This is a genomic window from Rhodococcus sp. P-2 (assembly GCF_016598535.1).
Classification (GTDB): Bacteria; Actinomycetota; Actinomycetes; order Mycobacteriales; family Mycobacteriaceae; genus Rhodococcus_F; species Rhodococcus_F baikonurensis.
In genome coordinates this window covers 6,222,809-6,246,214 of the sequence record NZ_CP066779.1, presented here as the reverse complement: position 1 = coordinate 6,246,214, position 23,406 = coordinate 6,222,809, and the positions used below count along the sequence as shown (strand labels likewise).

19 protein-coding genes are annotated in these 23,406 nt (G+C 63.6%); 7 read left to right on the top strand and 12 right to left on the bottom strand.

The window, feature by feature from the left end; all coding sequences use genetic code 11:
- A complete protein-coding gene (locus I7X09_RS28920) occupies positions 1-939 on the bottom strand; it encodes an ABC transporter substrate-binding protein (protein ID WP_019749336.1) in 939 nt (312 codons plus the stop codon).
- Between I7X09_RS28920 and I7X09_RS28915 the strand changes: the two genes are divergently transcribed.
- On the top strand, positions 938-1,084 hold the full coding sequence (locus I7X09_RS28915) for a hypothetical protein (protein ID WP_166813451.1): 147 nt from the start codon (positions 938-940) through the stop codon (positions 1,082-1,084). The two genes, I7X09_RS28920 and I7X09_RS28915, sit on opposite strands and share 2 nt — an antisense overlap.
- A 57-nt stretch (positions 1,085-1,141) precedes the next feature.
- Positions 1,142-2,026: an ABC transporter substrate-binding protein gene (locus I7X09_RS28910; protein ID WP_200314889.1), complete on the top strand. Its 885-nt coding sequence runs from the start codon at positions 1,142-1,144 to the stop codon at positions 2,024-2,026.
- A gap of 22 nt (positions 2,027-2,048) precedes the next feature.
- Here the strand turns inward: I7X09_RS28910 and I7X09_RS28905 are convergent, their stop codons facing one another.
- From I7X09_RS28905 to I7X09_RS28895, 3 genes are read right to left on the bottom strand one after another with little or no spacing between them, the layout of a single operon-like run.
- A complete protein-coding gene (locus I7X09_RS28905) occupies positions 2,049-2,990 on the bottom strand; it encodes an alpha/beta hydrolase fold domain-containing protein (RefSeq protein WP_200314887.1) in 942 nt (313 codons plus the stop codon).
- 45 nt (positions 2,991-3,035) lie between these two features.
- Entirely contained in the window at positions 3,036-3,866 is an 831-nt protein-coding gene (locus tag I7X09_RS28900; protein ID WP_200314885.1) for an SDR family NAD(P)-dependent oxidoreductase, read from the bottom strand.
- Positions 3,863-5,437, bottom strand: a complete 1,575-nt coding sequence (locus I7X09_RS28895) for a flavin-containing monooxygenase (RefSeq protein ID WP_003945071.1) — start codon at positions 5,435-5,437, stop codon at positions 3,863-3,865. The genes I7X09_RS28900 and I7X09_RS28895 overlap by 4 nt, the downstream gene beginning before the upstream one ends.
- 70 nt (positions 5,438-5,507) lie before the next feature.
- On the opposite strand from I7X09_RS28895, the gene I7X09_RS28890 reads away from it, so the two are divergent.
- Entirely contained in the window at positions 5,508-6,137 is a 630-nt protein-coding gene (locus I7X09_RS28890; RefSeq protein ID WP_007736130.1) for a TetR/AcrR family transcriptional regulator, read from the top strand.
- 128 nt (positions 6,138-6,265) lie between these two features.
- Here the strand turns inward: I7X09_RS28890 and I7X09_RS28885 are convergent, their stop codons facing one another.
- From I7X09_RS28885 to I7X09_RS28865, 5 genes are all read right to left on the bottom strand, one after another.
- Positions 6,266-10,027 (bottom strand): multifunctional oxoglutarate decarboxylase/oxoglutarate dehydrogenase thiamine pyrophosphate-binding subunit/dihydrolipoyllysine-residue succinyltransferase subunit, encoded by a 3,762-nt coding sequence (locus tag I7X09_RS28885; protein ID WP_200314883.1) that lies wholly within the window; start codon positions 10,025-10,027, stop codon positions 6,266-6,268.
- Positions 10,028-10,202: 175 nt separating this feature from the next.
- Entirely contained in the window at positions 10,203-14,012 is a 3,810-nt protein-coding gene (locus I7X09_RS28880) for an ABC transporter ATP-binding protein (protein ID WP_200314881.1), read from the bottom strand.
- A 36-nt stretch (positions 14,013-14,048) separates the two neighbouring features.
- Entirely contained in the window at positions 14,049-14,822 is a 774-nt protein-coding gene (locus I7X09_RS28875) for an ABC transporter permease (protein ID WP_200314879.1), read from the bottom strand.
- Positions 14,819-15,820 (bottom strand): ABC transporter ATP-binding protein, encoded by a 1,002-nt coding sequence (locus I7X09_RS28870; RefSeq protein ID WP_200318141.1) that lies wholly within the window; start codon positions 15,818-15,820, stop codon positions 14,819-14,821. The genes I7X09_RS28875 and I7X09_RS28870 overlap by 4 nt, the downstream gene beginning before the upstream one ends.
- 68 nt (positions 15,821-15,888) lie before the next feature.
- The gene (locus tag I7X09_RS28865; RefSeq protein ID WP_200314877.1) at positions 15,889-16,638 is read right to left on the bottom strand and encodes a hypothetical protein; all 750 of its coding nucleotides are present in this window, start codon (positions 16,636-16,638) and stop codon (positions 15,889-15,891) included.
- A 154-nt stretch (positions 16,639-16,792) separates the two neighbouring features.
- Here I7X09_RS28865 and I7X09_RS28860 point away from each other — a divergent pair, with 154 nt between their 5' ends.
- Positions 16,793-17,203 (top strand): VOC family protein, encoded by a 411-nt coding sequence (locus I7X09_RS28860; RefSeq protein ID WP_003945129.1) that lies wholly within the window; start codon positions 16,793-16,795, stop codon positions 17,201-17,203.
- Between the two features lie 13 nt (positions 17,204-17,216).
- Here the strand turns inward: I7X09_RS28860 and I7X09_RS28855 are convergent, their stop codons facing one another.
- Together I7X09_RS28855 and I7X09_RS28850 are read right to left on the bottom strand one after the other, a co-directional pair.
- Positions 17,217-18,251: a glutathione S-transferase family protein gene (locus tag I7X09_RS28855; RefSeq protein WP_200314875.1), complete on the bottom strand. Its 1,035-nt coding sequence runs from the start codon at positions 18,249-18,251 to the stop codon at positions 17,217-17,219.
- Positions 18,252-18,274: 23 nt separating this feature from the next.
- Positions 18,275-18,964 carry a GNAT family N-acetyltransferase gene (locus I7X09_RS28850; RefSeq protein ID WP_200314873.1) on the bottom strand — a complete coding sequence of 230 codons (690 nt, stop codon included), beginning with the start codon at positions 18,962-18,964 and terminating at the stop codon, positions 18,275-18,277.
- A gap of 126 nt (positions 18,965-19,090) precedes the next feature.
- On the opposite strand from I7X09_RS28850, the gene I7X09_RS28845 reads away from it, so the two are divergent.
- On the top strand, positions 19,091-19,714 hold the full coding sequence (locus I7X09_RS28845; protein WP_095972878.1) for a PadR family transcriptional regulator: 624 nt from the start codon (positions 19,091-19,093) through the stop codon (positions 19,712-19,714).
- A gap of 2 nt (positions 19,715-19,716) precedes the next feature.
- Positions 19,717-21,201 carry a DHA2 family efflux MFS transporter permease subunit gene (locus I7X09_RS28840; RefSeq protein WP_019749321.1) on the top strand — a complete coding sequence of 495 codons (1,485 nt, stop codon included), beginning with the start codon at positions 19,717-19,719 and terminating at the stop codon, positions 21,199-21,201.
- Here I7X09_RS28840 and I7X09_RS28835 read toward each other — a convergent pair.
- Positions 21,161-22,561, bottom strand: a complete 1,401-nt coding sequence (locus I7X09_RS28835) for an FAD-binding oxidoreductase (protein WP_200314871.1) — start codon at positions 22,559-22,561, stop codon at positions 21,161-21,163. The two genes, I7X09_RS28840 and I7X09_RS28835, sit on opposite strands and share 41 nt — an antisense overlap.
- Between I7X09_RS28835 and I7X09_RS28830 the strand changes: the two genes are divergently transcribed.
- On the top strand, positions 22,560-23,360 hold the full coding sequence (locus I7X09_RS28830; RefSeq protein WP_124569899.1) for an enoyl-CoA hydratase/isomerase family protein: 801 nt from the start codon (positions 22,560-22,562) through the stop codon (positions 23,358-23,360). The two genes, I7X09_RS28835 and I7X09_RS28830, sit on opposite strands and share 2 nt — an antisense overlap.
- Positions 23,361-23,406: the final 46 nt, after the last annotated feature.

Below are 23,406 nucleotides of genomic sequence, written 5' to 3'. Positions count from 1 at the left end.
CTACGAGACCGGCTTGTCGAGGCCCTGCGCCGTCACCCACGCCTTGGCCGCCGCTGCCGGCTCCGTCTTGGTGTCGCCGGACACCTGGACGTTGAGAGCCAACAATTCTTCGGTGGTGAGCTTGGCGGACACCGCATCGAGGACCGTCTTCAGCTTGTCGGAAGACTTCGAGGCACGCAGCACCGGCACCACGTTCTGAGCCGGGAAATTGTTCTTCGGGTCTTCGAGAACCACGAAGTTGTTCGCCGGGATGGAGGCCGACGTCGTGAAGATGTTTGCTGCGGTGATGTCACCGGACGAGAGCGCCTTCACGGTTGCCGGTCCACCGCCGTCGGCGATCGGAACGAAGTTGGCAGCCGAGATGTCGAGCCCGTAATTGGACTTCAAACCGGGCAATCCGGCTGGACGTTCCTGGAACTCGGCCGGAGCACCGAACTTGACTTCGGCGGAATGCGGAGCCAGATCGGCAATCGTCTTCAGGTTCCACTTGTCGGCGGTTTCTTTCGTGACGACGACGGCGTCCTTGTCCTCGGCGGATGCAGGCGTCGCAATTGCCAATTCCGACCCGAGAGCTGCGGGAAGGGCGGCGAGGACGTCAGCGGAGCTGGTGGCCGTGCTGTCGGGATCCAAGTACTGCAGGAGATTTCCCGTGTAATCCGGAATTACGCTGATCGACCCGTCCTTGAGCGCCGGAATGTACGCCTCACGGCTGCCGACGTTGAACGACGTGGAGACATCGAACCCGTTGACACGCAGTGCTTCGGCGTAGATGTTGGCGATCGTCTCGGATTCGGTGAAGTTGGCGGAGCCGACGACGACCGCGTTGGGATCGCTGTTGGAGTCACCGTCACTGCTACCGCACGCTGTCAGTGCAGTGAGAGAGACGACAGTTGCCGCGGCTACGAGCCAACGGTTGGAACGAAATCGTGAGGTGCGCATGAGCGTCCTTCCGGTTTTTCGGGCGTCCCGTGTTTCGGGCGTCGGTGACCATCCCTTGTGGCGAAGCCACCTGGGTGACTTCGACGGCGCCGCCACCGAGTGGCAGCGTCAGGACTGGTTACCGCGCATCGCCCGACAAGTGTAACGATAGGTACCGACATGGCACGGTTTTCGATCCATGGGATTGGATGTGAGGATTTCGGTGAAGAGCACACGCACGAAGTATTCGACTGTTGTTGCAGCACTGATGGTCCTGCCGATTCTCAGCGGATGCGCAAACGGTGATTCGGTGGTAGAGGGCGCCGGAGCGGAGTCTCGCGAGCAGATCGTGGTGGCTGCTGACGCATCAGTGGAGAGTTCGGTGTTGGCCGAAGTGTATTCGACGGTGCTCTCCTCGTCCGGCCTGTCGGCTCGCGTCGAATCGGTGGGTGGTGGCCGAAACCAATCACTCGAGGCTCTGGACGCAGCGCGAGTCACGCTGGTACCCGAGTTCACCGGTGCGCTGCTCGATCACTACGACCCGTCATCCCCGGCCCGCAAGGCCGACGACGTCTTCGAAGCCTTGAGTCGCTCTCTGCCGGAGGGTCTTTCGGTCTCCGACTATGCGATGGCCGAAGACCGTGCGGTCGTTGCACTCGACACCGCATACGCACAGTCGTTGGGAGCGAAGACGATAGAGGCCTTTGCCCCTTCATGTGCCGCGGCAACGCCCCTCGTCTCCGCGAGATTCGTCGAGGACGGGGCAGTGGAACAGTTGGCCGAGGGCGCCGAGTGTGTCTTCGCCGGGGTCGATCTGACAACACCGGTCGACGTGCCCGGTGCACAAGTATTCGGAACCACGACGCTGTCAGCACTGGCACAATCCGATGCCGTCACAGTGCTCGCTGATTCGAATCACGTTCTGGCTGCGCAGAACGTCGTTCCGCTTTTCCGAACGGGCGCACTGGGAGATTCGGCTGTCAAGGCGCTCAGCGTCGTCGCCGGTGAACTGTCCACCACCGACCTCGCCACGATGATCGAGCAGGTGCGGGCCGGCAACGCGTCAGCCTCGGAAGTCGCCCGCACCTGGTGGGACACCCGTCAGTGACATAGACGGAGTCGGCCACCCGTCAGTGAGCGCTCGATCCCACCGCTGAACTCGAATCATCCTTGGCGCGAATCAGTTTCGAGGCGATGAATTGGCCGAGGTCGGCAACGGCGTCTGCTGCTTCCTTGACCAGTGACGCCTGGGCGTGAGCCACGTGCCACAGTCGTGCGTACTCGACCAGGGACACGTCGACGCCGGCAGCGGCGAGTTTGTCGGTGAACGTCATGATCTGCGGGTAGAGAACTTCCTCCGACCCGACGTGAATCCTGGTGGGTGGCAACCCGTCGAGCTTGCCGTGCATCGGTGCGTAGCCGGGATCGGTGCGATCGCCACCGGCAAGGTAAGCGTCGGCGGCATCGAAGGACCACGCGGTGTTGACGACGAGGTCGGCCTTTTTGGTGGCACCCCGATCGCCCGGATCGACCCACGGTGAGATCAACGCAAGCGCGCCGGGGGTCACGCCGTGGCGCTCGATCAGACGCAGAGCGGTCGCGGCGGCCAAACCGCCACCGGCCGAATCGCCGGCGATGGCAACGCGGTCCTCCGAATAGTCGAACTCGGTGACCAACTGCATGAAAGCAGAGACCGCGTCGTCGAGCGCGGCGGGATACGGGTTCTCGGGTGCGAGACGGTAGTCCAGCGTGAAGACCGCACTGGACGACTCACGTGCGAGATGCGCTGCGAGAGAACGGTGTGTGGCCAGCGAACCCAGCGTGTATGCCCCGCCGTGCAGGTAGAGAACTGCAGTGGGGCGCTCGGTTGCGCCGACGGTGATCTTCTCCGCCGGTCGGCAAGCCAGCTCCAGCGGGCGCACGACGGCGCCCGCTGGGACCTGCTGTAGTGGTGCCCCGGCCTCGAGCAGCAGACGTTGAATCCGATACGGCAGTCTCGAGTTGAAAGCCAGACGGAAGTACGGCTTCAACAAGAACGCGACCACGGGCAGCGGAAGGGTGAACGTGCTCACCGGCAGGGCTCCTGACTTTGTATACGAACTGCGCTGTAAACGAACTCAGCTGGACTTGGGCATCATTCGACCGGCGACGATCGCGACGATGCGCTGGTAGCCCGATCCTACGAGGCGAACCCAGGCATCGAATGCGATTGCGTCCATCCCGATGAGAACTCGCGGCTTGCTCTTGCGAACACCGTTGACGATCGTCTTGGCCGCGTCCTCCGGAGTGGTGCGCGCGAGCTTGCGGTCGAAGAACTCGGAGAAGACGGCAAGATCTTCGCCCGGTCCTGCGGTGGCGTTGCGTGCGATGGCCGTCTTGATTCCGCCCGGGTGCACACAGGTCACCTTCACCGGATGCTTGGCGATCAGCATTTCCTGGCGAAGCGACTCGGTGAAGCCGCGAACGGCGAACTTGGCCGAGTTGTAGGCGCTCTGACCGGGCATCGACAGCAGGCCGAAGAGGCTCGACACGTTCACGATGTGCCCGTCGCCGGAGGCGATGACGTGGGGGAGGAATGCCTTGGTGCCGTTGACAACTCCCCAGAAATCGACGTCCATGACGCGTTCGAAGTCCTTGAACTCGGACTTCTCGAAGGTGCCGTGGTACGCGATTCCGGCGTTGTTGTAGATCTGGTTGACCTTGCCGAAATGGGCGACGACTGCGTCGGCGTACTCGAGAACGGCTTCGCGCTGGGTGACGTCGAGATGGTCCGACTTCACCTCGGCGCCGATGGCTTCCACCAGACGCGTTGTCTCGGCCAGACCGACGGTGTCCACGTCGGAGATCGCCAACTTGGCGCCCTGGCCGGCCAGGTTCAGTGCGAGAGCGCGACCGATGCCCGATCCTGCTCCGGTGATGACTACGACCTTGCCTGCAAAATCACTCATTGTGCTACTGCCTTCTCGTCGTCGAGGTCGATCTGTGAAGTGGTCGCGGTGCCGACGGCGCCGAGATCCGAGGTGGCGACGCTGCGGTATGCCGCGAGGTCGAAATGCTTGGTGGCATTGCGGAACTGGAAGGTGAAACCCGGCCACAGGGTGGTGTTGTTTCCGTGCTTGTCCATGTACCAGCTGGCGCAACCGCCGTTGTTCCAGACGCTCTTGGACATAGCTGCCTGCAGGTCCTTGTTGTACTTGTCCTGCTTGTCCTTGCGCACCTCGATGGTGCCGATGTCGTACTTGTCGATGGTGGCGATCGCGTCGACCAGGTAATTGATCTGCGACTCGATCATGAAGACCATCGACGAATGTCCGAGGCCGGTGTTGGGTCCGACGAGGAAGAACATGTTGGGGAAGTTGGCAACTGCCGCGCCCTTGTACCCCTGCATGCCGGTCTCTTCGAAGACCTCGGCGAGCGAGCGCCCGTCCTTGCCGAAGATTCCCGCGAAGGTGGGGGAGTCGGTGACGTGGAAACCGGTCGCCACGACGATGGCATCGATCTCACGCGTGGTGCCGGTCTTCGAGACGATCCCGTTGGCGGTGACCTCCTCGATGCCTTCGGTCACCAGATCGACATTGTCCTGGGCGAGAGTGGGGAAGTAGTTGTTCGAGATCAGCATGCGCTTGCAGCCGATCTGGAAGTTGGGCATGACCTTCTTACGAAGATCCTTGTCCTTGATCTGAGCCTTCAGGTGACGCTCGGCGGCGAACTGCAGCGGCTTCATGAACACCGGCGCCTTGGCCAGGCCTACGACCTGCGTCTCTCGCATCCAGTAGATGCCGGTACGGCACAGTTTCTGGAAGCCGGGAAGGTACTTGAACGCGAGGTGCTCGATCTTGGTGTACTCGCGGTCTGCGCGGGGCAGGATCCACGGCGCCGTGCGCTGGTACACGTCGAGATGCGAGACCTTCTTGCCGATGGCCGGCACGATCTGGATGGCGGAGGCGCCGGTTCCGATGACGGCCACGCGCTTGCCGGTCAGATCCGCGTCGTGGTTCCAGCGCGAGGAGTGGAAGATCTCGCCCTTGAATCCGTCGATGCCCTTGATGTCCGGAAGTGAAGGCTCACACAGTGCGCCGACGGCCGAGACGACGATCTTTGCGACGAATTCACCCTTGTTGGTGCTGACGTGCCACCGAGCAGACGCCTCGTCCCACCGGGCGGAGAGAACGTCGCAGTCGAAGATGTGCTTGTCGAGCACCTTGTGGCGGTTGGCCACCGACTGAATGTACTTGTAGATCTCGGGCTGAGTGGAGAAGGAGCGCGTCCACTCCGGATTGAGTGCAAAAGAGTACGAGTACAAATGCGACGGCACGTCACACGCGGCGCCCGGGTAGCTGTTGTCACGCCAGGTTCCGCCGACGTCGTTGCCGCGCTCGAGAACGACGTAGTCGGTGATGCCGGCCTGTGCCAGTTTGATCGCCGCACCGAGACCGGCGAAACCACTGCCGATGATCAGTGTGCCGACGTGGCGAGTATCCGCGGCAGGTGCTGAGGTATCTGTAACTGGAAGACTCATGTAGGGAACGATATGCCTTTATTGAGTCACGGTCAATAGCTTATTGACGAATATTCAGTAGTCTATTGGCATGGACGCAGTGAAGCGAACGCGACTCGACCCTGCGCAACGCCGAGCGCAACTCATCGACCTCGGCGCGCGCATGCTGGCCGAACGGCCGCTCGAACAGATTTCCGTCGAGGACATCGCCGATCAGGCCGGTGTCTCGCGGGGGCTTCTGTTCCACTACTTCGCGTCGAAAAGCGAATTCCACCTGGCCATCGTCCGACACAGCAGTGAACAGATGCTCCAACGCACCGAACCGAGTGAATCGGACGACCCGATGCTCACCCTCCGCTCGGTGCTGGCGTCGTACGTCGACTACGTGACCGAGAACCGCAATACCTACGTCTCACTGCTCCGAGGGACCGCCAGTGGAGATCCGCAGATGCGTGAGGTGTTCGAGCAGACCCGCGACATCATGGCCAAGAGAACCCTCGATCAGCTCCCGAAGATCGGCCTGACTCGAACGCCTCAGGTGGAGCTGGCCGTTCGCGGTTGGATCGCGTTCGTCGAGGAAGCCACCATCAGTTGGCTCCGTGCGCCGGCCATCACCCGCGAGGAACTGATCGACCTGACGGTTCAGTCGTTGCCTGCGTTGGCGCTGGCTGCCGTCGGCTTCGACGCCGGGCCGGATCTGGGTCTGCTGCAATCGAATTGACGTGAACGCAGAAAGGCCGGGCCCCACACTCCTTGCGGAATGTGGGGCCCGGCCTCGAGTAACGCTATGTCAGATCACTTGGTCGGCAGGAACGCCACTGATCAATTGGTCGGCAGGAACGCCACTGCTCAGTTGGTCGGCAGGAACGCCTCGTCCAGAATCTCCTGCTGCTCCACCGCGTGCACCTTGCTCGATCCCGAAGAGGGAGCGGACATCGGACGACGCGAGATGCGCTTGATGCCGGTCAAGGTCTCCGGCAGAAGCTCCGGCAGTGCCAGTCCGAGGAACGGCCACGCGCCCTGGTTGGCGGGCTCTTCCTGGACCCAACGGAACTGATCCGCATTCGGGTAACGGTCCAGGGTCTCCTTGAGGCGACGCTTCGGCACCGGGTAGAGCTGCTCCATGCGCACGATGGCGATGTCGTCACGCTCGTCCTTGTGCTTCTTCGCCAGGAGCTCCCAGTACAGCTTGCCGCTGACCAGCAGAACCCGCTTGACCGATTCGCGAGCGCTTTCGCCGCTCTCGTATGCCGGCTCCTCGAAGACCGAACGGAACTTGCCCGTCGTGAAGTCCTCGACGTTGCTGACTGCAGCCTTGTTACGCAGCATCGACTTGGGCGTGAAGACCACCAGCGGACGGCGGATGCCGTCGAGGTGATGGCGACGCAGCAAGTGGAAGTAGCTTGCCGGGGTGGACGGAACCGCAACGGTCATCGAGCCTTCGGCGCACAGCTGAAGGAAACGCTCGATGCGACCGGAGGTGTGGTCCGGACCCTGACCCTCGTGACCGTGCGGCAGGAGCAGCACGACGTCGGAGAGCTGACCCCACTTGGCCTCGCCCGAAGAGATGAACTCGTCGATGATGGTCTGCGCGCCGTTGACGAAGTCACCGAACTGCGCTTCCCACAGGACCAGAGCGTCGGGGTTACCGACCGAGTAGCCGTACTCGAAGCCCAGACCCGCGTACTCGGTGAGGGCGGAGTCGTAGACCATGAACTTGCCGCCGTTTTCGGCGTCGGCTGCGATCTTGGCGATCGGGCTGTACTCGTTGCCGGTCTTGCGGTCGATGAGAACCGAGTGACGCTGGGTGAACGTTCCGCGCTTGGAGTCCTGACCCGCGAGGCGGATCAAGGCACCCTGCTCGGCCAGCGAACCGAAAGCGAGCAACTCGGCGAACGCCCAGTCGACATGCCCGTCACGAGCCATCTCACGACGCTTCTCGGCAACCGGCTTGACGCGCGGGTGCACGGTGAAACCGTCGGGGACGTTGACGAACGCATCACCGATGCGCTCGAGAACCTCGGGAGCCACAGCCGTGGTCAGGCGAGCCGGCGGAGTCTGGTCGAGTTCGACGGACTCGGACGGTTCCGGCTGGAACTTCTCGAGTTCACGGACCTCGTTGAAGACCCGTTCGAGCTGGCCCTGGTAGTCGCGAAGTGCGTCTTCGGCTTCCTTGAGCGAGATGTCACCGCGGCCGATGAGGGACTCGGTGTAGCTCTTACGAACACTGCGCTTGGTGTCGATGACGTCGTACATGGCCGGCTGGGTCATCGACGGGTCGTCGCCCTCGTTGTGACCGCGGCGGCGGTAGCAGATGAGGTCGATGACGACGTCCTTGCCGAACTTCTCACGGAAGTCGACGGCCAGCTGAGCAACCCAGACGCACGCCTCGGGGTCGTCGCCGTTGACGTGGAAGACCGGTGCGGCGATCATCTTCGCGACGTCGGTGCAGTACTCGGACGAACGTGAGTGTTCCGGGGCGGTGGTGAAACCGACCTGGTTGTTCACGACGATGTGCACGGTGCCGCCGGTGCGGTAGCCGCGCAGCAGAGAGAGGTTCAACGTCTCGGCGACAACACCCTGACCGGCGAATGCAGCGTCGCCGTGCAGCATGAGCGGCAGGACGGTGAAGCCTTCTTCACCCTTGTCGAGGATGTCCTGCTTGGCGCGAACCAGGCCTTCGAGAACCGGGTCGACGGCCTCGAGATGCGACGGGTTGGCGGTCAGCGATACAGCGATGTCGTTGTCACCGAACATCTGGATGTACGTGCCGCTGGCACCCAAGTGGTACTTCACGTCACCGGAGCCGTGAGCGGCCGCCGGGTTCATGTTGCCCTCGAACTCCGTGAAGATCTTGGAGTAGGGCTTGCCGACGATGTTGGCCAGCACGTTGAGTCGACCACGGTGCGGCATGCCGATGACGACCTCGTCGAGCTGGTGCTCGGCGGCCTGGTCGATCACGGCGTCCATCATCGGGATGACGGCTTCGGCGCCCTCGAGCGAGAAGCGCTTCTGGCCGACGTACTTGGTCTGCAGGAACGTCTCGAAAGCCTCGGCGGCGTTGAGCTTGCTCAGGATGTACTTCTGCTGAGCGACCGAAGGCTTGGCGTGATGGCCCTCCACGCGGTCCTGGATCCACTGACGCTGATCCGTCTCGAGGATGTGCGTGTACTCGACACCGACGTGGCGGCAGTACGCGTCGCGCAGCACGCTCAACACGTCGCGCAGCTTCATCTTCTCTTGGCCGTGGAAGCCGCCGACCTTGAACTCGCGGTCCAGATCCCACAGCGTCAGGCCGTGGCTGATGACGTCGAGGTCGGGGTGGCTGTGGAACTTGTCCTTGACGAACTGCAACGGGTCCGTGTCGGCCATGAGGTGGCCGCGGTCGCGGTAGGCAGCGATCAGTTCGAGAACGCGGGTGTTCTTGTCGACGGCGCCTTCCGGCACGTCCTTGCGCCAACGCACCGGCTCGTACGGGTTGCCGAGCGCGTGGAAGATCTCGTCGTAGAACTCGTCACTGATCAGCAGGTTGTGGATCGTGCGCAGGAAATCGCCCGACTCGGCACCCTGGATGATGCGGTGGTCGTAGGTCGAGGTGAGGGTCATCAGCTTGCCGACGCCCATCTCGGCCAGCTTCTCGTCGCTGGCGCCCTGGAACTCGGCGGGGTATTCCATCGCGCCGGCACCGATGATGGCGCCCTGGCCCTTCATCAGGCGCGGAACGGAGTGAACCGTGCCGATGCCGCCCGGGTTGGTCAGCGAGATGGTGACGCCGGTGAAGTCTTCGCCGGTGAGCTTGCCCTCACGAGCGCGGCGGACGATGTCCTCGTATGCCGCGTGGAACTGGACGAAGTTCATCGACTCGGTGTTTCGGATGGCGGCAACCACCAGTGAGCGGTTGCCGTCCTTACCGGGAAGGTCGATCGCGAGTCCGAGATTGGTGTGCTCGGGTGTGACCGCGTTCGGCTTGCCGTCGATTTCGGCGAAGTGCCGGTTCATGTTGGGGAACGCGTTGACTGCCTGGACGATCGCGTAACCCAGGAGATGGGTGAACGAGATCTTGCCGCCGCGAGTACGTGCGAGGTGGTTGTTGATGACGATGCGGTTGTCGAACATCAGCTTCGCGGGGATGGCACGCACGCTGGTTGCCGTCGGGATCTCGAGCGAGAGCGACATGTTCTTGACGACCGCGGCTGCGGCGCCGCGCAGAACCTTGGTTTCCTCGGCTCCACCGGCGGGGGCGGGCTTTGCGGGAGCGGCCGCGGGCTTTGTTGCTGCGGGCTTGGCCGGGGCGGCCTTCGCGGCGGGCGCTGCCGTCTTCGCGGGGGCCGGTGCAGCAGCCTTGGCAGGCGGCGCAGGGGGTGCGGTCTTGGGGGCGGGAGGCGTGGCCTTGGGAGCAGCAGGCGGAGCTACAACAGCGGCGGGTGCAGCCGCGTTGCCGTTCGAGGCAGTCCCGTTTCCACCTCCCGTGTTCGCCGAGTCCGGCGAGTAATCGGTCAAGAATTCGTGCCAACTGGGATCCACGGACGACGGGTCGTCCTGGAAGCGTTGGTACATCTCGTCAACCAGCCACTGGTTCTGTCCGAATTGGGATGTAGAACTGCTGCTCACGGCAGGTGTTCGCCTCGTTTCTATTTCGGTACCCGATCAGAGCGCCTATATACATGAGATTAGCCCGAGCGTGTGACGAGCAATTGTGCGGCACACAATTTGTGAGCTGTCTCACGGAAGTCCGTGATCTTGCGATCACGTACTCCCTCTCGGCGGTACAAATCCGTGCCGACTGTCACGCGACGGGGTTGCCTTCGATGACAGTTCTCGACGTCAGATTATTCCCCTCACGCGCCTGCGATGCATCCCAGAGTCCCGAGTAGTGACCACCGGCATACCGCAGAACATCGTGCGGGCCGTATTCAACGATACGTCCCCGGTCAACTACGACAACGAGGTCTGCTCGGGCGGCAGTGGCGAGGCGGTGAGCTACGACGACCGACGTCCGTTTCCGGGTGACCGACCGACTTGCTTCGAGCACCATTCGTTCGGTCGCGGGATCCAGCGTCGCGGTCGCCTCGTCGAGGAGAAGTAGGTCCGGGTCGACCAGTTCGGCACGGGCCAATGCGATCAGTTGGCGCTGGCCCGCCGAGAGCCCCTGGCCACGCTCGCCGACGGGATGGTTCATGCCTCCACGCATGTCGGCTATCGAATTCAGTGCGCCGACGGAACGCGCCGCTTCCTCGATCTCCTCGTGCGAAGCCGACGGCCTGCCGTACGCGATGTTGTCGGCGACCGTGCCGGTGAACAGATGTGCTTCCTGCGGGACCACGCCGAGGCGACGGCGGTACTGCGAGAGATGGAAGTTCCGGATATCGGTGCCGTCCACGTCGACGGATCCGGACGTCGGGTCGTAGAAGCGGGCGAGCAATTTCACCACTGTCGACTTCCCGGCGCCGGTTCGGCCGACCAGAGCGACCGTCGTGCCCGGCGGGATCTGCAGATCGAATTCGGAGAGCGCGTCGACGTCCGCTCCCGAGTACCGGAACCCGACACCGTCGAGATGGACGGCGCCGTCCAGCCGTCCGGAGATCGGGATCAGATCCTCGCTGTCGGCGGTCTCGATCGAACTGCGAGTGCGCAGCAGATCGCCGATTCGCTGCAATCCGACGTTTGCCTGTTGGTAACCGTCGAAGACCTGTGAGAGTTGCTGAATCGGTCCGAACAGCAGGCCGAGGTAGAGCACGAAAGCGATCAGTACGCCGGGCGACGTCGATCCGTTGGCGATCTGGTGCGCACCGACGAACACGACCGCGGCCAACGCGAGATCGGACAGGAACGAGATGAACGGGAAGTAGATCGAGATGGCTCGCTGTGACCGCATCCGCGATCGGCGGTAGCTTTCGGAGCGTTCGGCGAACCTGCGCGCGGCACCTTCCTCGCGGCGGTATGCCTGAGCCGCTCGCAGGCCGGCGATGTTCTCCTGGAAGTCGGCGTTGACGAGCGAGATCCGCTCGCGGGACTGACTGTAGGCAACCGAGGAGATCTTGCGGAAGATCACGGTCGCAACCACGAGCGGTGGGATGACGGCCAGCGCCACCAGGCCGAGCGTCACGTCGGTCGCGAGGAGCGCGATCGAAATTCCGCCGACCGTCAGGACACTCACGATCGCCGTCGACATGCCGGTCTGGATGAACGACGAGAGCGCGTCGACGTCGGTGGTCATGCGAGTCATGATGCGTCCGGACAATTCACGTTCGTAGTAGTCCAGACCCAGGCGCTGCAGGTGTGCGTAGCTGCGTACGCGGAGCCCGAACAACACGCGTTCGCCGGCCCTGGCGGTGATGACCGTCATGACCGCGACGATGACCCAGTCGGCGGCAACCAGGAGCGCTCCGAATGCCGTCGCGATCCACAGCGTGCTGCTGTCCGCGGTCACGACACCGTGGTCGATGGCGTATCTGACGAGCGAGGGGAACGCGATCGCTGCGGCCGAGTCCAGAGCAAGACAGACGACAACTGCCAGCAGGACCCAGCGGACGGGCCTCAATATCTGTCCGAGGGAGAACTGTGGATTCGATTCGCGCAGGCTCTCGGGAGCGATTCCGGGATCTTCGCGCGCGGGCGGGAGCGCGTCGACTGCTGCCCTCAGGGAGGGCGTCACCGCGATTCCGCTGAGTGCCCCGGCCATCGGTCCGCCTGCACCCTGCGTCGAAGCCGCGGTGTTGTCGGCTTCGGATTCCGGTGCCTGCGGCCACAACTGCTCGGCTGTCGGTTCGCGGTCGTCGCGTCCGAAGGTATCGGGGCCGACCTCGTCGAGTTGGTCGGGGAGTTCCGGAGGCGAGGAGAACAGGGCGCGAAAGAGCGGACATCGCCCTTCCAACTCGTCCACGGTGCCGGAGTCGATGATCCGTCCGCCGTCGAGAACTGCTACCCGATCGGCCAGCGTCAGGGTGGATCGCCGGTGAGCGAGGATCAGCGTGGTCTGCCGTCGTCGGGCGCGGAAAGCGTCGAAGATCGCCGCTTCGGTTGCCGCGTCGACGGCGGAGGTGGCGTCGTCGAGTACCAGGATCCGTGGGTCGACAAGCAGAGCTCTCGCAAGCGCGATGCGCTGACGTTGTCCACCGGACAACGTCAGTCCGCGCTCACCGACAATGGTGTCGTATCCGTCCGGAAGTGCCTCGATGAAGGCGTCTGCCTGTGCCAATGCAGCCGCGGCGCGGATGTCCTCGTCGGAGGCGTCCTCGCGACCCAATGCGATGTTGGCGGCGATGGTGTCGGAGAACAGGAAAGGTTCGTCGAAGACGAGGCTGACGGCGGCACGAAGCTGCTCACTGCGCAGTTCGCCGATGGGGAAGCTCTGGCCACCGGTGTCGACGCTGACCTGACCCGAAGTCGGGGCGTAGAACCGGGGGAGAAGCAAGGACAACGCGGTCTTGCCCGATGCGGCCGGACCCACGACGGCGACGGTCTCGCCGGGTTCTATGCGGAGGTTCAGTCCGGTCAGGACGTCGCGTTCGGTGTCGAACCCGAATGCCACGTCGTCGAAAGTGACGCCCAGTGGACCGTCGGGAAGGTCCACCGGATGGTCCGGATCGGCGATGTCGGGTTGAGCGTTGATGACGTCGTAGACGCGCTCGACAGCCGCGCGCGCCAGCTGTGCCATGACGATGACAGACGACAAAGTTCGGGTGACACCGGTCATTGTCACGATATAGGTGGCGAATGCGAGAAACGTTCCCACGGTGATCTTGTCGTGCAATGCGAGATACCCGCCGAGGGCGATCACTCCCACCTGCCCTAGCTGGGGCAAGGCGGCCATGGTCGGCGCGAATTTCGCGTTCAACCACGCGGCGCGAAGGCGCTCCGAATACAGCGTGCGGCTGTGCTTTTCGAGTTGGTCGACCGCTCGTTGTTCCTGCCCGAATCCCTTGACTACGCGAACGCCCGTGACGGTTTCCTCGACGTGTTGGGCGAGATCGGCGGCCCGCTGCTGCGCGGACCACGTGGCGGCGAAGAGCATCGGTCGCATCAGGAACACCACGAGTCCCACCGCGGGGATGACGGCGACGGCGACGAGAGTCAGCAACGGCGAGAGCCAAGCCATGATGCCGATCGCGAGCACGAATTGCAGGAGCGCGCCCGCCGACATCGGCACCATCGCGAGCAGACCCTGGACGAGCTGCAGATCGGTGATGGACCGGGAAACCACTTGGCCTGTGCGGATCTGATCCTGTCCGCGTCCGTCGAGACGTTGGAGTGAGCCGAGCAGGGCGAGTCGCAAGTCGTGTTGAACGTCGAGCGAGAGTCGGCCGGCCAGCATCCGTCGGCCGTACTGGCACGCGAACCGCACGATCGCGAGCACTGCGATCGCCAACGCCACGAAGCCGATCACCTTGCCAGGGTTCTCCTGTCCGGCGGCGTCGAGCGCATAGCGGGTCAGAAGCGGAAACGAGATGTCGATCGCCGAAGCGATGACGGTCACGAGAAGCGCGCCGATCGCAACTCTTCGGTGCAACCAGCATGCGTGGGCCAAGCGGCGGATCCAGCCCGGAGTTCGATCGACCTCTCCAGCTACCGGACTGTCCGTGTTGATCGTGTTCATCGAGATCCACGGTAGACCCGGCCCCAGACAGCTTTTTCAGGTGATGTCGCGGGTCCGGGTTCGCAGCCAACCGAGCCCGCAGAACAGGACCACCCAAGCCGCCAGCATCATCGGGCCGCTCGGCCAGGACGCAAAAGCGTTGACGTCGATCGACGGTGCCGCATTGACGATCGTGCCGATCGTGGCCGATACCGGAAGCGCGGCCCCGATCCCACCGAGATCCATCGCGAGCAGCACTGCGCGGACGATCCATTCACCGAAGACGAACCACAGGATGACCGAGAGGGCACCGGCCATCGACGAACCGGTGAGCAGGGCCACCCCGGCGCCCAGTAGTGCCCACAGCGCACACGCCAGAATGCCTGCGGCGCAGATGGAGAAGAGATCGGTGGTGAAGCTGAAGTCCCGGCCGAAGAGCAACATCGCGCCGATGCTGACTACTTCGACCGCCAGTGCGTAGCCGACGGCGAATACAGCGACGACGGCAAGTTTTGCGCCGAGAACTCCGTCGCGGCCGCGGGCTGTGAGGAACGTTGTGGTGAGAGTCTTGTAGCCGAATTCGGATCCGGCGGTGAGCGCTCCGAAGACGGCCGCGAACACCAGGACAAGCGTGTTGGAGACACCGAGGCTGACGCCGGTGGACACGACATCGACGTCGAATGTGGTGTCTGCCGAATCGGCTACGACTTCGACGAACGTCCGAGTCGAGGCAGCGATCAGCACGGCCACGACCACCGGTGCGATGGCCAGTGCCCACCAGTAGCGCAGGGTGAGAACTTTGAGTGTCTCCGAGCGCACGAGCGTGGTCATCTGTGTCCTCCGGAAGGTCCGTATGCGGCAGGGCCGTAATAGCCCGGTCCGGAACCGGGACCGGGTGGGCGGTGGTATCCGACCTGGGGAACCACGTACTGCGGTGTTGTCATCGCGAGGAACAGTTGTTCGAGATCTGCGCCTTCGGTCGCGACACCGAAGATCGTGACACCGGCGGCGGATGCCACCGGTGGGAGCACCGACGTGTCGGTGCCGCCCACGGCGAGCCGTCCGTCCTGGGTGATCTGGGCGTCGATGATTCCCCGAGCGGCCAATGCCGTGGCGAGGAGCGCTGGGTTGGAACACGAGACGAGCAGTCGACTGCGCTGGGAGCGACGAAGTTCGTCCATGGTCCCTTGGTAGACGAGTGAGCCAGCGCTGACGATGACCACGCTGTCGACGGTCGCTTCCACTTCACGAAGCGCGTGGCTCGAGATCAGAACCGTTCGGCCGGAACCGGCAAACGTCTGTAGGAACTGACGTAGCCACGCCATGCCTTCGGGGTCGAGTCCGTTCGCGGGTTCGTCGAGGACGAGGATCTCGGGATCACCGAGCATCGCGGTGGCAAGGATCAGGCGTTGGCGCATCCCGAGTGAAAAGGTGCCGGTCTTGTGGGCTCCGACCGAACTCAGACCGACCATGTCCAGAACCTGCGCTGCGCGCTGAGTCGGCATGCCGATAGCGGCCGCGTAGATCTCGAGGTGTCCGAGCGCCGTTCGTTTCGGATGGAGACTGCCGACGTCGAGTACTGCGCCGACGGTCCGTGCCGGATTGGGCAGCAAACGCATCGGAGTGCCGTTGATCGTGGCCGATCCCGAAGTCGGCGACACCAGCCCGAGGAGCATCCGCAACGTGGTCGTCTTGCCTGAACCGTTGGGGCCGAGAAACCCGGTGATCGAGCCCGCCTGAACGTCGAAGCTCAGGTCGTTGACCGCGCGCGCCGCCTTGAACGTCTTCGTCAACCCACGAATCTCGATGGGGGCAGAGAAGGATCCCATTGCGGTGTTCGTCAATGCTGCTCCCGGGTCGGCGGCGAATACGTGATGCGAGCCTACGGCCCGGACAGCTATCTGCGGATGGCCCGGCGTGTCTCGGAAGCGGGCGCCGGAGCGGGCTCGTCGGCAGGCATCACGATCAGGTGATCGGTCCACCTGGCGGGAGCGGGCCCGAAGGCTTCACGTGCGTTCTTGACGACGCCTTTGCCGATGGCTCGGTTACCTGCGCCACCGATGACGGCACCGATCCCGGCGGGCACGAGCTTGCCGAGGATCAGTGCGCTGCGCTTCGCGGCGTATTTGGTCACGAACTTACGCACGAGGGTGCTGTTCATTCCCTTCATCGTGGGTCCGGGAATCTTGCTGGTGATTGCCGTCCCCCAGTTCTTGGCCGTGATGCCGGTGGCCTTCTGGACGATCTCCATGCCGGATTCGCCGAGGGCGACTGCCAGGACCAAGGCGCGTCGTTGCTGGTGATCCTGCACGGAGATGCCGTGCACCGACGCGATTGCCAGTGTCAGCAGCGCCGACGCCTCGAGGAAGAAGGCCGATTCCGCGCCGACGGCAGCGATGGACGCCACCGTTCCGACTCCCGGTACCGCGGCCGTGGCACCGACGGCACTGCCGCTTCCGGTGACGGCGAGAATGAACATCTTCTCCATCCGCTCGACGATCTGAGCGGGTGACTCGTCGGGGTGAGCCTTACGGACATGGTTGACGTACTTGGCCACTGCGGGCGCTTGCAGGCGGCTTCCGTTGTCGAGAACGGAAACGAGGACCTTCTCGATACGCCCGCTGTCGTTGTTCGTCGACTTGCTCATTGCTGCCCCTCCACAGTTGTCCTCCTCTGAAGCGAGGTGGACCGTATCTCGAGAATAGGTGAAGTTTTCGGTAGCGGCGGTGATCACAGGGGCCATAGGCTCGTACGAGACTTGATTTTCTCCGTGAGTTTTCCCAGGCAGGAGTTCGAGTGTTATGACCGCCACTTCGGAATCTCGTTCGACGACCATCTGGCCGACACTGCGCTACCTCGACGCCCGCGCGGCAATCCACTTTCTGGTGAGCACCTTCGGGTTCGTGGAGAAGGCCGTCTACGGAGAGGGAGACGTGGTGGACCACGCCCAACTCGACTGGCCGGGCGGTGGCGGCATCATGCTGGGCTCGCCGCGCACCGATTCGGCGATCGCCGGCCTGCCGCCGGGAATCGGTTCGGTGTACATCGTCGTCGACGACGCCGACGCCGCGGATGCACTCCACGAACGCGCTGTCGCGGCGGGCGCCACGATCACGCAAGGATTGCGCGACGAGGACTACGGTTCGCGGGGGTTCACCTGCCGTGACCCGGAAGGTGTGTATTGGAGTTTCGGCACGTACGCCGGGGAGTAAGCCTCGCTGCGACCTATCGGGTGGCCCAGTGCTCTGCTGGAACCACTTCCGACGGGATGGGCGGATGAGGAGGTGTCCCGTCCCCGAACGGTCGGCCACCCAATTGTTCGCGGCCGTGCGGTTCGAGCCAGTGTGTCAATTCCGGTCCCTTGGGCACGATTCCGGAGGGATTGATCTCCGAATGCACGATGTAGTAGTGAGCTTTGATCTGTGTGAAGTCGATGGTGTCACCGAATCCGGGAGTTTGGAAAAGATCGCGCGCGTAGTCCCACAGCACCGGCATTTCGCTGAGTTTGCTTCTGTTGCACTTGAAGTGGCCGTGATAGACGGGATCGAATCGCGCCAGCGTGGTGAACAGGCGCACATCGGCTTCGGTGATGGTGTCTCCTACCAGGAAGCGTTGCCGGGCAAGACGTTCGGTGAGCCAGTCGAGGCGGGCGAACAGCGTGTCGTATGCCTCGTCGTATGCCTGCTGTGATCCGGCGAACCCGCAGCGGTAGACGCCGTTGTTCACGTCGCGGAACACGTACTCGGAAACTTCGTCGATTTCGTCACGCAGTGGCTCCGGGTACAGGTCCGGTGCGCCTTCGCGGTGGTACTTCTTCCATTGCGTCGAGAAGTCGAGGGTGATTTGAGGGTAGTCGTTCGTGACCACCTTGCCCGTGGCGATTTCCACCATGGCGGGCACCGTGATTCCTCTGGGGTAGTCGGGATCTCGGGCGAAGTACGCGTCCTGTAGTCGTGGGATCTTCAGTACGGGATCGACGCCGCCGGGGTCGAGATCGAAAGTCCAGCTTCGCTTGTCGTGAACCGGCCCGCAGATGCCCATCGAGAGTACGTCTTCGAGGCCGAGCAGTCGGCGGACGATGATGGCGCGGTTTGCCCACGGGCAGGCGCGCGCGACGATCAGCCGGTATCGCCCTGGCTCGACCGGGTAACCGTCGCGACCGTCCTCGGTGATGCGGGTCGGGATGTAGTTGGTGTCGCGTGTGAATTCGCGGCCCTCTTCGACGAATGTCGGTTCGCTCGCGTCGTCTTTCGTACTCATCTGCGGTCCCTCTCGTTCGAGTGTCAACTGGGCAGGTGCACGTGTACTCGAGCGTATGCCCCCAGTACGTCGAATTTGGCTTTACGTGGAAGCGTCGCGCCCACAGCGCTGCCGCGACTCGTGCGTAGTTGCGGGATCAAACCCGAATCCAGAGCGTCCTCGGCAGCGAGAAGCGTTACTGCGCAGCCGATTCCGCGACGGCGGTGCGCTGGAGCCGTCAGGGTCGTGAGATCTGCCACGAATCCCTGGAATTCGGAGTACGCCGCGCATCCGAGCACCTCGTCGGAATCGGTGAGGGCGGTGAACCACCGCGTTCGGCGCTCGAGGTCGGCGGTGGTGCTGTCGTCGGGTGGGCACAGGGAAGCGACGGCGAGGGCGTCGTCGATCTCGTGGGAAATCAGCAGTTGCTCGTCGGGCGGCGTGTCGGTGTAGTCGCCGAGGAAGGCGAGATCGACGGGACCGGTGATTCGGCCGCCGTGATCGCCCGCGATCTCGAGGAGGCGTGCCGGTTGCAGAAGTGTGTCGACGGAGATGTCCGCCGTGCGCTCGATGAACCACTGTGGCCCGACGATCGCACCGGCGCCCGCAAGTTCGAGAACGTGGATGTCGTCGCCGACGACTCGGGCCGTGTGTGCCGGGCGCAATGCCGAGTCGCCGAGGCCCAGCTCACGTGCCCAGGCAAGTCGGATGATGTCGAGGTGATGATCGTCCACTCGCTACAGGCTAGTCCGATTCGAACGGGTTGATCGAGACGGCCGAAGGTCGTATATTCCATGTGGACTATTTCAGGTGGAATAGTCAAGAAATAGTCAATAGCGGCTTGTCAGGGAGGGGGATTCATGGGTGACGTGTCACTGACGCCTCTGGGAATCACCGTTCTGGGCCTGCTGTCCGAGCGTTCGATGCATCCGTACGAGATGTATCAACTTGCCTCGGTTCGTCGGGGCGATCAGTTGGTGAAGATCAAGCCGGGATCGCTCTATCACACGGTTTCCCGGTTGGAGAAGCAGGAACTTCTGGCTTCGATCGGGACCGATCGTGAGGGCAATCGGCCCGAGCGGACGACGTACGAGATCACCGCCCGAGGCCGTGAGGCGCTCGAGCATCAACTACGTGAGATGTTGGCGGTTCCGGTGCGGGAGTATCCGCGGTTGCCGCTCGCGCTCGCCGAAATGCACAACCTCTCCGCATCCACCGCGTGTCAGATGCTTCGGATCCGTCTCGCGCACCTCGACAAGACGATTGCGAAATTCGAGGCCGACTACGAAGCGGTGAAGGCAGCGGAAAAACCACGAATCTTCACGGTGGGCGCGGACTACGCCCACGCACTCACGATCGCCGAAAGAGAGTGGATCGGCGCGTTGGTGACAGACATCGAGAGCGGCGAAATGCCCTGGCTCTCACAAGAACTTCTCGACCGGCTGGCCGGCTCCGCAGGCTCGTCCGCACTACCTAAGGACTGAAGATGGAAAAGCAGGTCAATCCCTGGCACGCGCTGTGGGCGCTGTGTATCGGGTTCTTCATGATTTTGGTGGACAGCACCATCGTCGCTGTCGCCAACCCCGCGATCATGGAGGACCTCGGCACCGACATCAACAAGGTCGTCTGGGTCACCAGCGCGTACCTGCTGGCGTACGCGGTGCCGCTGCTCGTCACCGGTCGACTCGGTGACAGGTTCGGTCCGAAGAACCTGTACATGATCGGCCTCGTACTGTTCACCGGCGCATCACTGTGGTGCGGTCTGTCCGGCAGCGTCGAGATGCTCATCGTCGCAAGGGCTTTCCAAGGCCTGGGTGCTGCCATGATGACGCCTCAGACGATGGCCGTCATCACTCGCACGTTCGCGCCGAACAAGCGCGGCGCGGCAATGGGCCTGTGGGGCGCCGTCGCCGGTGTCGCCACCCTGGTCGGTCCGCTCGCCGGTGGCGTCCTGGTGGACAATCTCGGCTGGGAATGGATCTTCATCGTCAACGTCCCGGTTGGTGTCATCGCCTTCCTCCTCGCGTGGAAGCTCGTTCCGTCGTTGCCGACCAGCGAGCACAAGTTCGACATTCCCGGCGTGATTCTCAGCGCCGCAGGCATGTTCCTGCTGGTGTTCGGAATCCAGGAAGGCAGCTCGTACGACTGGAACGGATTCGTCTGGAGTCTGATCGGCGCCGGCGTGGTGTTGCTCGCGGTGTTCGTGTTCTACCAGTCGCGCAACAAGAACGAACCCTTGCTTCCCTTGGAACTCTTCAAGGATCGCAACTTCTCACTCGCCAACGTCGCCATCACCGCTATGGGCTTTGCGATCACGTCGATGGTCCTTCCGCTGATGTTCTACACACAGGCAGTTCGCGGACTCTCCCCGACGCAGTCGGCGTTGCTGCTCGTTCCGATGGCAGTGCTGACCGGTATTTTCGCCCCGATCATCGGCAAACTCGTCGACAAGACGCATCCGCGCTACATCGCCGGCACCGGCTTCCTGCTGTTCGCGGTCGCCTTGGGCTGGCTGGCACTGGTGATGTCTCCCGACGTCGCGATCTGGGAACTGCTTCTGCCGATCGGTCTGATCGGCTTCGCCAATGCATGCATCTGGTCTCCGCTCGCGGCCACCGCCACACACAACCTGCCTCCGATGCAGGCGGGCGCGGGCGCCGGCGTCTACAACACCACCAGGCAGGTGGGTGCGGTTCTCGGCAGCGCTGCGATCGGCGCTCTGATCACCGCGCGACTGGCTGCCCAGGGTCTGACCGGCGGTAGCTCCGAAGCCGGGGTGGGTCACCTCCCCGAGTTCGTCCGTGAACCGTTCAGCACGGCGATGTCGGAGTCGATCTGGCTGCCCGCAGGTGTGCTGCTCATCGGTTTCGTCGCCTCGGTGTGCTTCGCTCGGCCTCTACGCGGCGACGCCCACGACGACGCGATGGCCGTCAGTGCCGAAGCGCGTCGGGAAACATCACTGCGCGATTGAGATAGTCGCTCGGGTCCAGGGCTCGCTTGATCGCCCACATCGTGGCTATGTCCTCCGCCGAGAGGGCCAGGTCCAGATAGTTGCGTTTGAGCGAGCCCACCCCGTGCTCGGAGCTGACGTTTCCACCGTGATCGCGAACCAGTTCGAGGACGCTGCGGTAGACGGTGTCGGCGTTCGGGCAGTTCAGGACATTGAGGTGGATGTTTCCCTCGGCGATGTGTCCGAAGAGAACGGGGATCGCCTCCGGTGCTCGGCTCGCGATCACTGCGGCGGCGTCCTCGGCAAAGGCGGCGAGCGAGTCCAGGGGCAGTGCCGCATCGAATTTCAGTGGGGGACCGAAGAGTCCGACCACTTCGGCGAAGCATTCCCTCGCCGCCCACAAGCGCGTCGAACTCGGGCCGTCGACTCCCACCGACGGAGTTTCCGGCGGGTCGATGCGTTCGAGTGCTTCGGCCAGGCTTTCCATCGGATCGTGAGCCGCGGATACCTCGGCGAGGAGATACCACGCGCGCCCGGTTGGCACTGCCGCGTTCAACCGTCGAGCGGCCAGTTCGAGTCCGCGGCCGTCCAACAACTCCAGGGCGTCGACGCCGTCGAGGGTGCGCAACATCCGTCCCGCGTCGACGACGTCCTCCAGTCTGTCGAAACCGGTCAGCGTCGTGACCCGATGAACCGGTACCCGGCGCAGCTTCAGGTCGACTGCTGTGACCACGCCGAGAGTTCCTTCACTGCCCACCCACAGTGCGGGCAGGTTGTATCCGGAGTTGTCGGACAACACTTTCGGTGACCGGCGCACCGTTGTCCCGTCGGGGAGTACAACCTCGAGGCCGAGGACCTGTTCGGCCATGTTCCCGTATCGAACCGTGTGCAGGCCACCGGCGTTGGTGGAGACCATGCCGCCGATCGTCGCGGTGTCCCGCGACGCTATGTCGACACCGAACTTCAGACCGGCGGCGGCCGCCGCGGAATGTACCTGAGCGAGTGTCACTCCCGCGCCGACGGTGATCAGCCCGGTGGCCGCGTCGACGTCGCCGATCGTGGTGAGGCGTTCGGTGGAGAGCAGGACGTCGTCGTGCTCGGGCACCGTACCCGCGACCAGGCCGGTTCGTCCGCCCTGGACGGTGACCGGAACTCCGCGAGAGCGGCACGCGTTCAGCACCGCCGCGACTTCGGCGGTATTTCCCGGTCGGACCAGAGCGCCGGCACGCCCGCGGTAGCGCCCCGTCTGGTCGGTGGAACGGGTCGCCAACACGTCGGCGTCGTCGACGACGAACCGGTGTCCCACCACGTCCGCGAGCACATTTCTCAGACCGTCCACCCGACGATCGTAGGCCGGTTCGATGTGGCAGTGTGGCGGCATGACTGCTCCCGAATCGCACCCCACCCGTCTCGAGCGCTTCACCACCGATCGTGGTGCCGAGGTGGCTGTCCTGACGTTCGCGCACGGACCACTCAATCTGTTCGATCAGGCCATGTTCGACGCGGTCATCGCCGATGTTGCAGCGCTGACCGAGAACCCGCCGCGCGCAGTGCTTCTGCGCGCCGAGGGCAAGGTCAACTCGGCCGGCGTCGACGTCCACGTATTCGACGGGCTGAACCCGGAGCAGGGCGCGGAATTGTGGCGAGAATTGTTCGCCCAGATCTGCCATCCGCTCGAGGCCTTGCCGTGCCCGGTCATCTACGCGGCGCACGGGCTGACGCTGACTGCTGCCTTCGAGATCTCCTTGGCCTGCGACATCATCCTCGCGGCGCCCAAGGCAAAGTTCGGGCTGGTCGAGACAGTGGTCGGTCTGACGCCGTCCATGGGTGGACCGCAACGCCTGGCCGAGCGCGCCGGTTCCGGACGGGCCCGCGAGTTGGTCATGACCGGCGATCTGTACGACGCCGCTACCCTCCACTCCTGGGGCGTGGTCAATGCAGTTCACGAGGACGTCGACAATGCGGCGCGGGCCCTCGCAACCAGATTGGCAGACGGACCGACGCGAGCCCACGACGCCACCAAGCAGATCGTGGCAGCGTGGCGTTCCGGCGGCATCGCCCACGCGGATTCGGTGACTCCCGGGGTGTCCGGCGCGCTGTTCGACACCGACGACCTGCGCGGCGCTGTCCGTAGTTTCCTCGAGGTGGGACCAGGTAAAGCCGTCTACTCGGGAAAGTGAGTTTGCGACCTTTATCGCCAGAGACCTCCACGAACTGTGATCCACG

What these genes read in the sequence shown, in the direction of transcription:
- I7X09_RS28915 (WP_166813451.1), top strand. Translation starts at nt 938, where the DNA reads ATGAGCGTCCTTCCGGTTTTTCGGGCGTCCCGTGTTTCGGGCGTCGGT.
- I7X09_RS28920 (WP_019749336.1), bottom strand. Translation starts at nt 939, where the DNA reads ATGCGCACCTCACGATTTCGTTCCAACCGTTGGCTCGTAGCCGCGGCA.
- I7X09_RS28900 (WP_200314885.1), bottom strand. Translation starts at nt 3,866, where the DNA reads ATGAGTGATTTTGCAGGCAAGGTCGTAGTCATCACCGGAGCAGGATCG.
- I7X09_RS28895 (WP_003945071.1), bottom strand. Translation starts at nt 5,437, where the DNA reads ATGAGTCTTCCAGTTACAGATACCTCAGCACCTGCCGCGGATACTCGC.
- I7X09_RS28890 (WP_007736130.1), top strand. Translation starts at nt 5,508, where the DNA reads ATGGACGCAGTGAAGCGAACGCGACTCGACCCTGCGCAACGCCGAGCG.
- I7X09_RS28880 (WP_200314881.1), bottom strand. Translation starts at nt 14,012, where the DNA reads ATGAACACGATCAACACGGACAGTCCGGTAGCTGGAGAGGTCGATCGA.
- I7X09_RS28875 (WP_200314879.1), bottom strand. Translation starts at nt 14,822, where the DNA reads ATGACCACGCTCGTGCGCTCGGAGACACTCAAAGTTCTCACCCTGCGC.
- I7X09_RS28870 (WP_200318141.1), bottom strand. Translation starts at nt 15,820, where the DNA reads ATGGGATCCTTCTCTGCCCCCATCGAGATTCGTGGGTTGACGAAGACG.
- I7X09_RS28865 (WP_200314877.1), bottom strand. Translation starts at nt 16,638, where the DNA reads ATGAGCAAGTCGACGAACAACGACAGCGGGCGTATCGAGAAGGTCCTC.
- I7X09_RS28860 (WP_003945129.1), top strand. Translation starts at nt 16,793, where the DNA reads ATGACCGCCACTTCGGAATCTCGTTCGACGACCATCTGGCCGACACTG.
- I7X09_RS28855 (WP_200314875.1), bottom strand. Translation starts at nt 18,251, where the DNA reads ATGAGTACGAAAGACGACGCGAGCGAACCGACATTCGTCGAAGAGGGC.
- I7X09_RS28845 (WP_095972878.1), top strand. Translation starts at nt 19,091, where the DNA reads ATGGGTGACGTGTCACTGACGCCTCTGGGAATCACCGTTCTGGGCCTG.
- I7X09_RS28840 (WP_019749321.1), top strand. Translation starts at nt 19,717, where the DNA reads ATGGAAAAGCAGGTCAATCCCTGGCACGCGCTGTGGGCGCTGTGTATC.
- I7X09_RS28830 (WP_124569899.1), top strand. Translation starts at nt 22,560, where the DNA reads ATGACTGCTCCCGAATCGCACCCCACCCGTCTCGAGCGCTTCACCACC.
- I7X09_RS28835 (WP_200314871.1), bottom strand. Translation starts at nt 22,561, where the DNA reads ATGCCGCCACACTGCCACATCGAACCGGCCTACGATCGTCGGGTGGAC.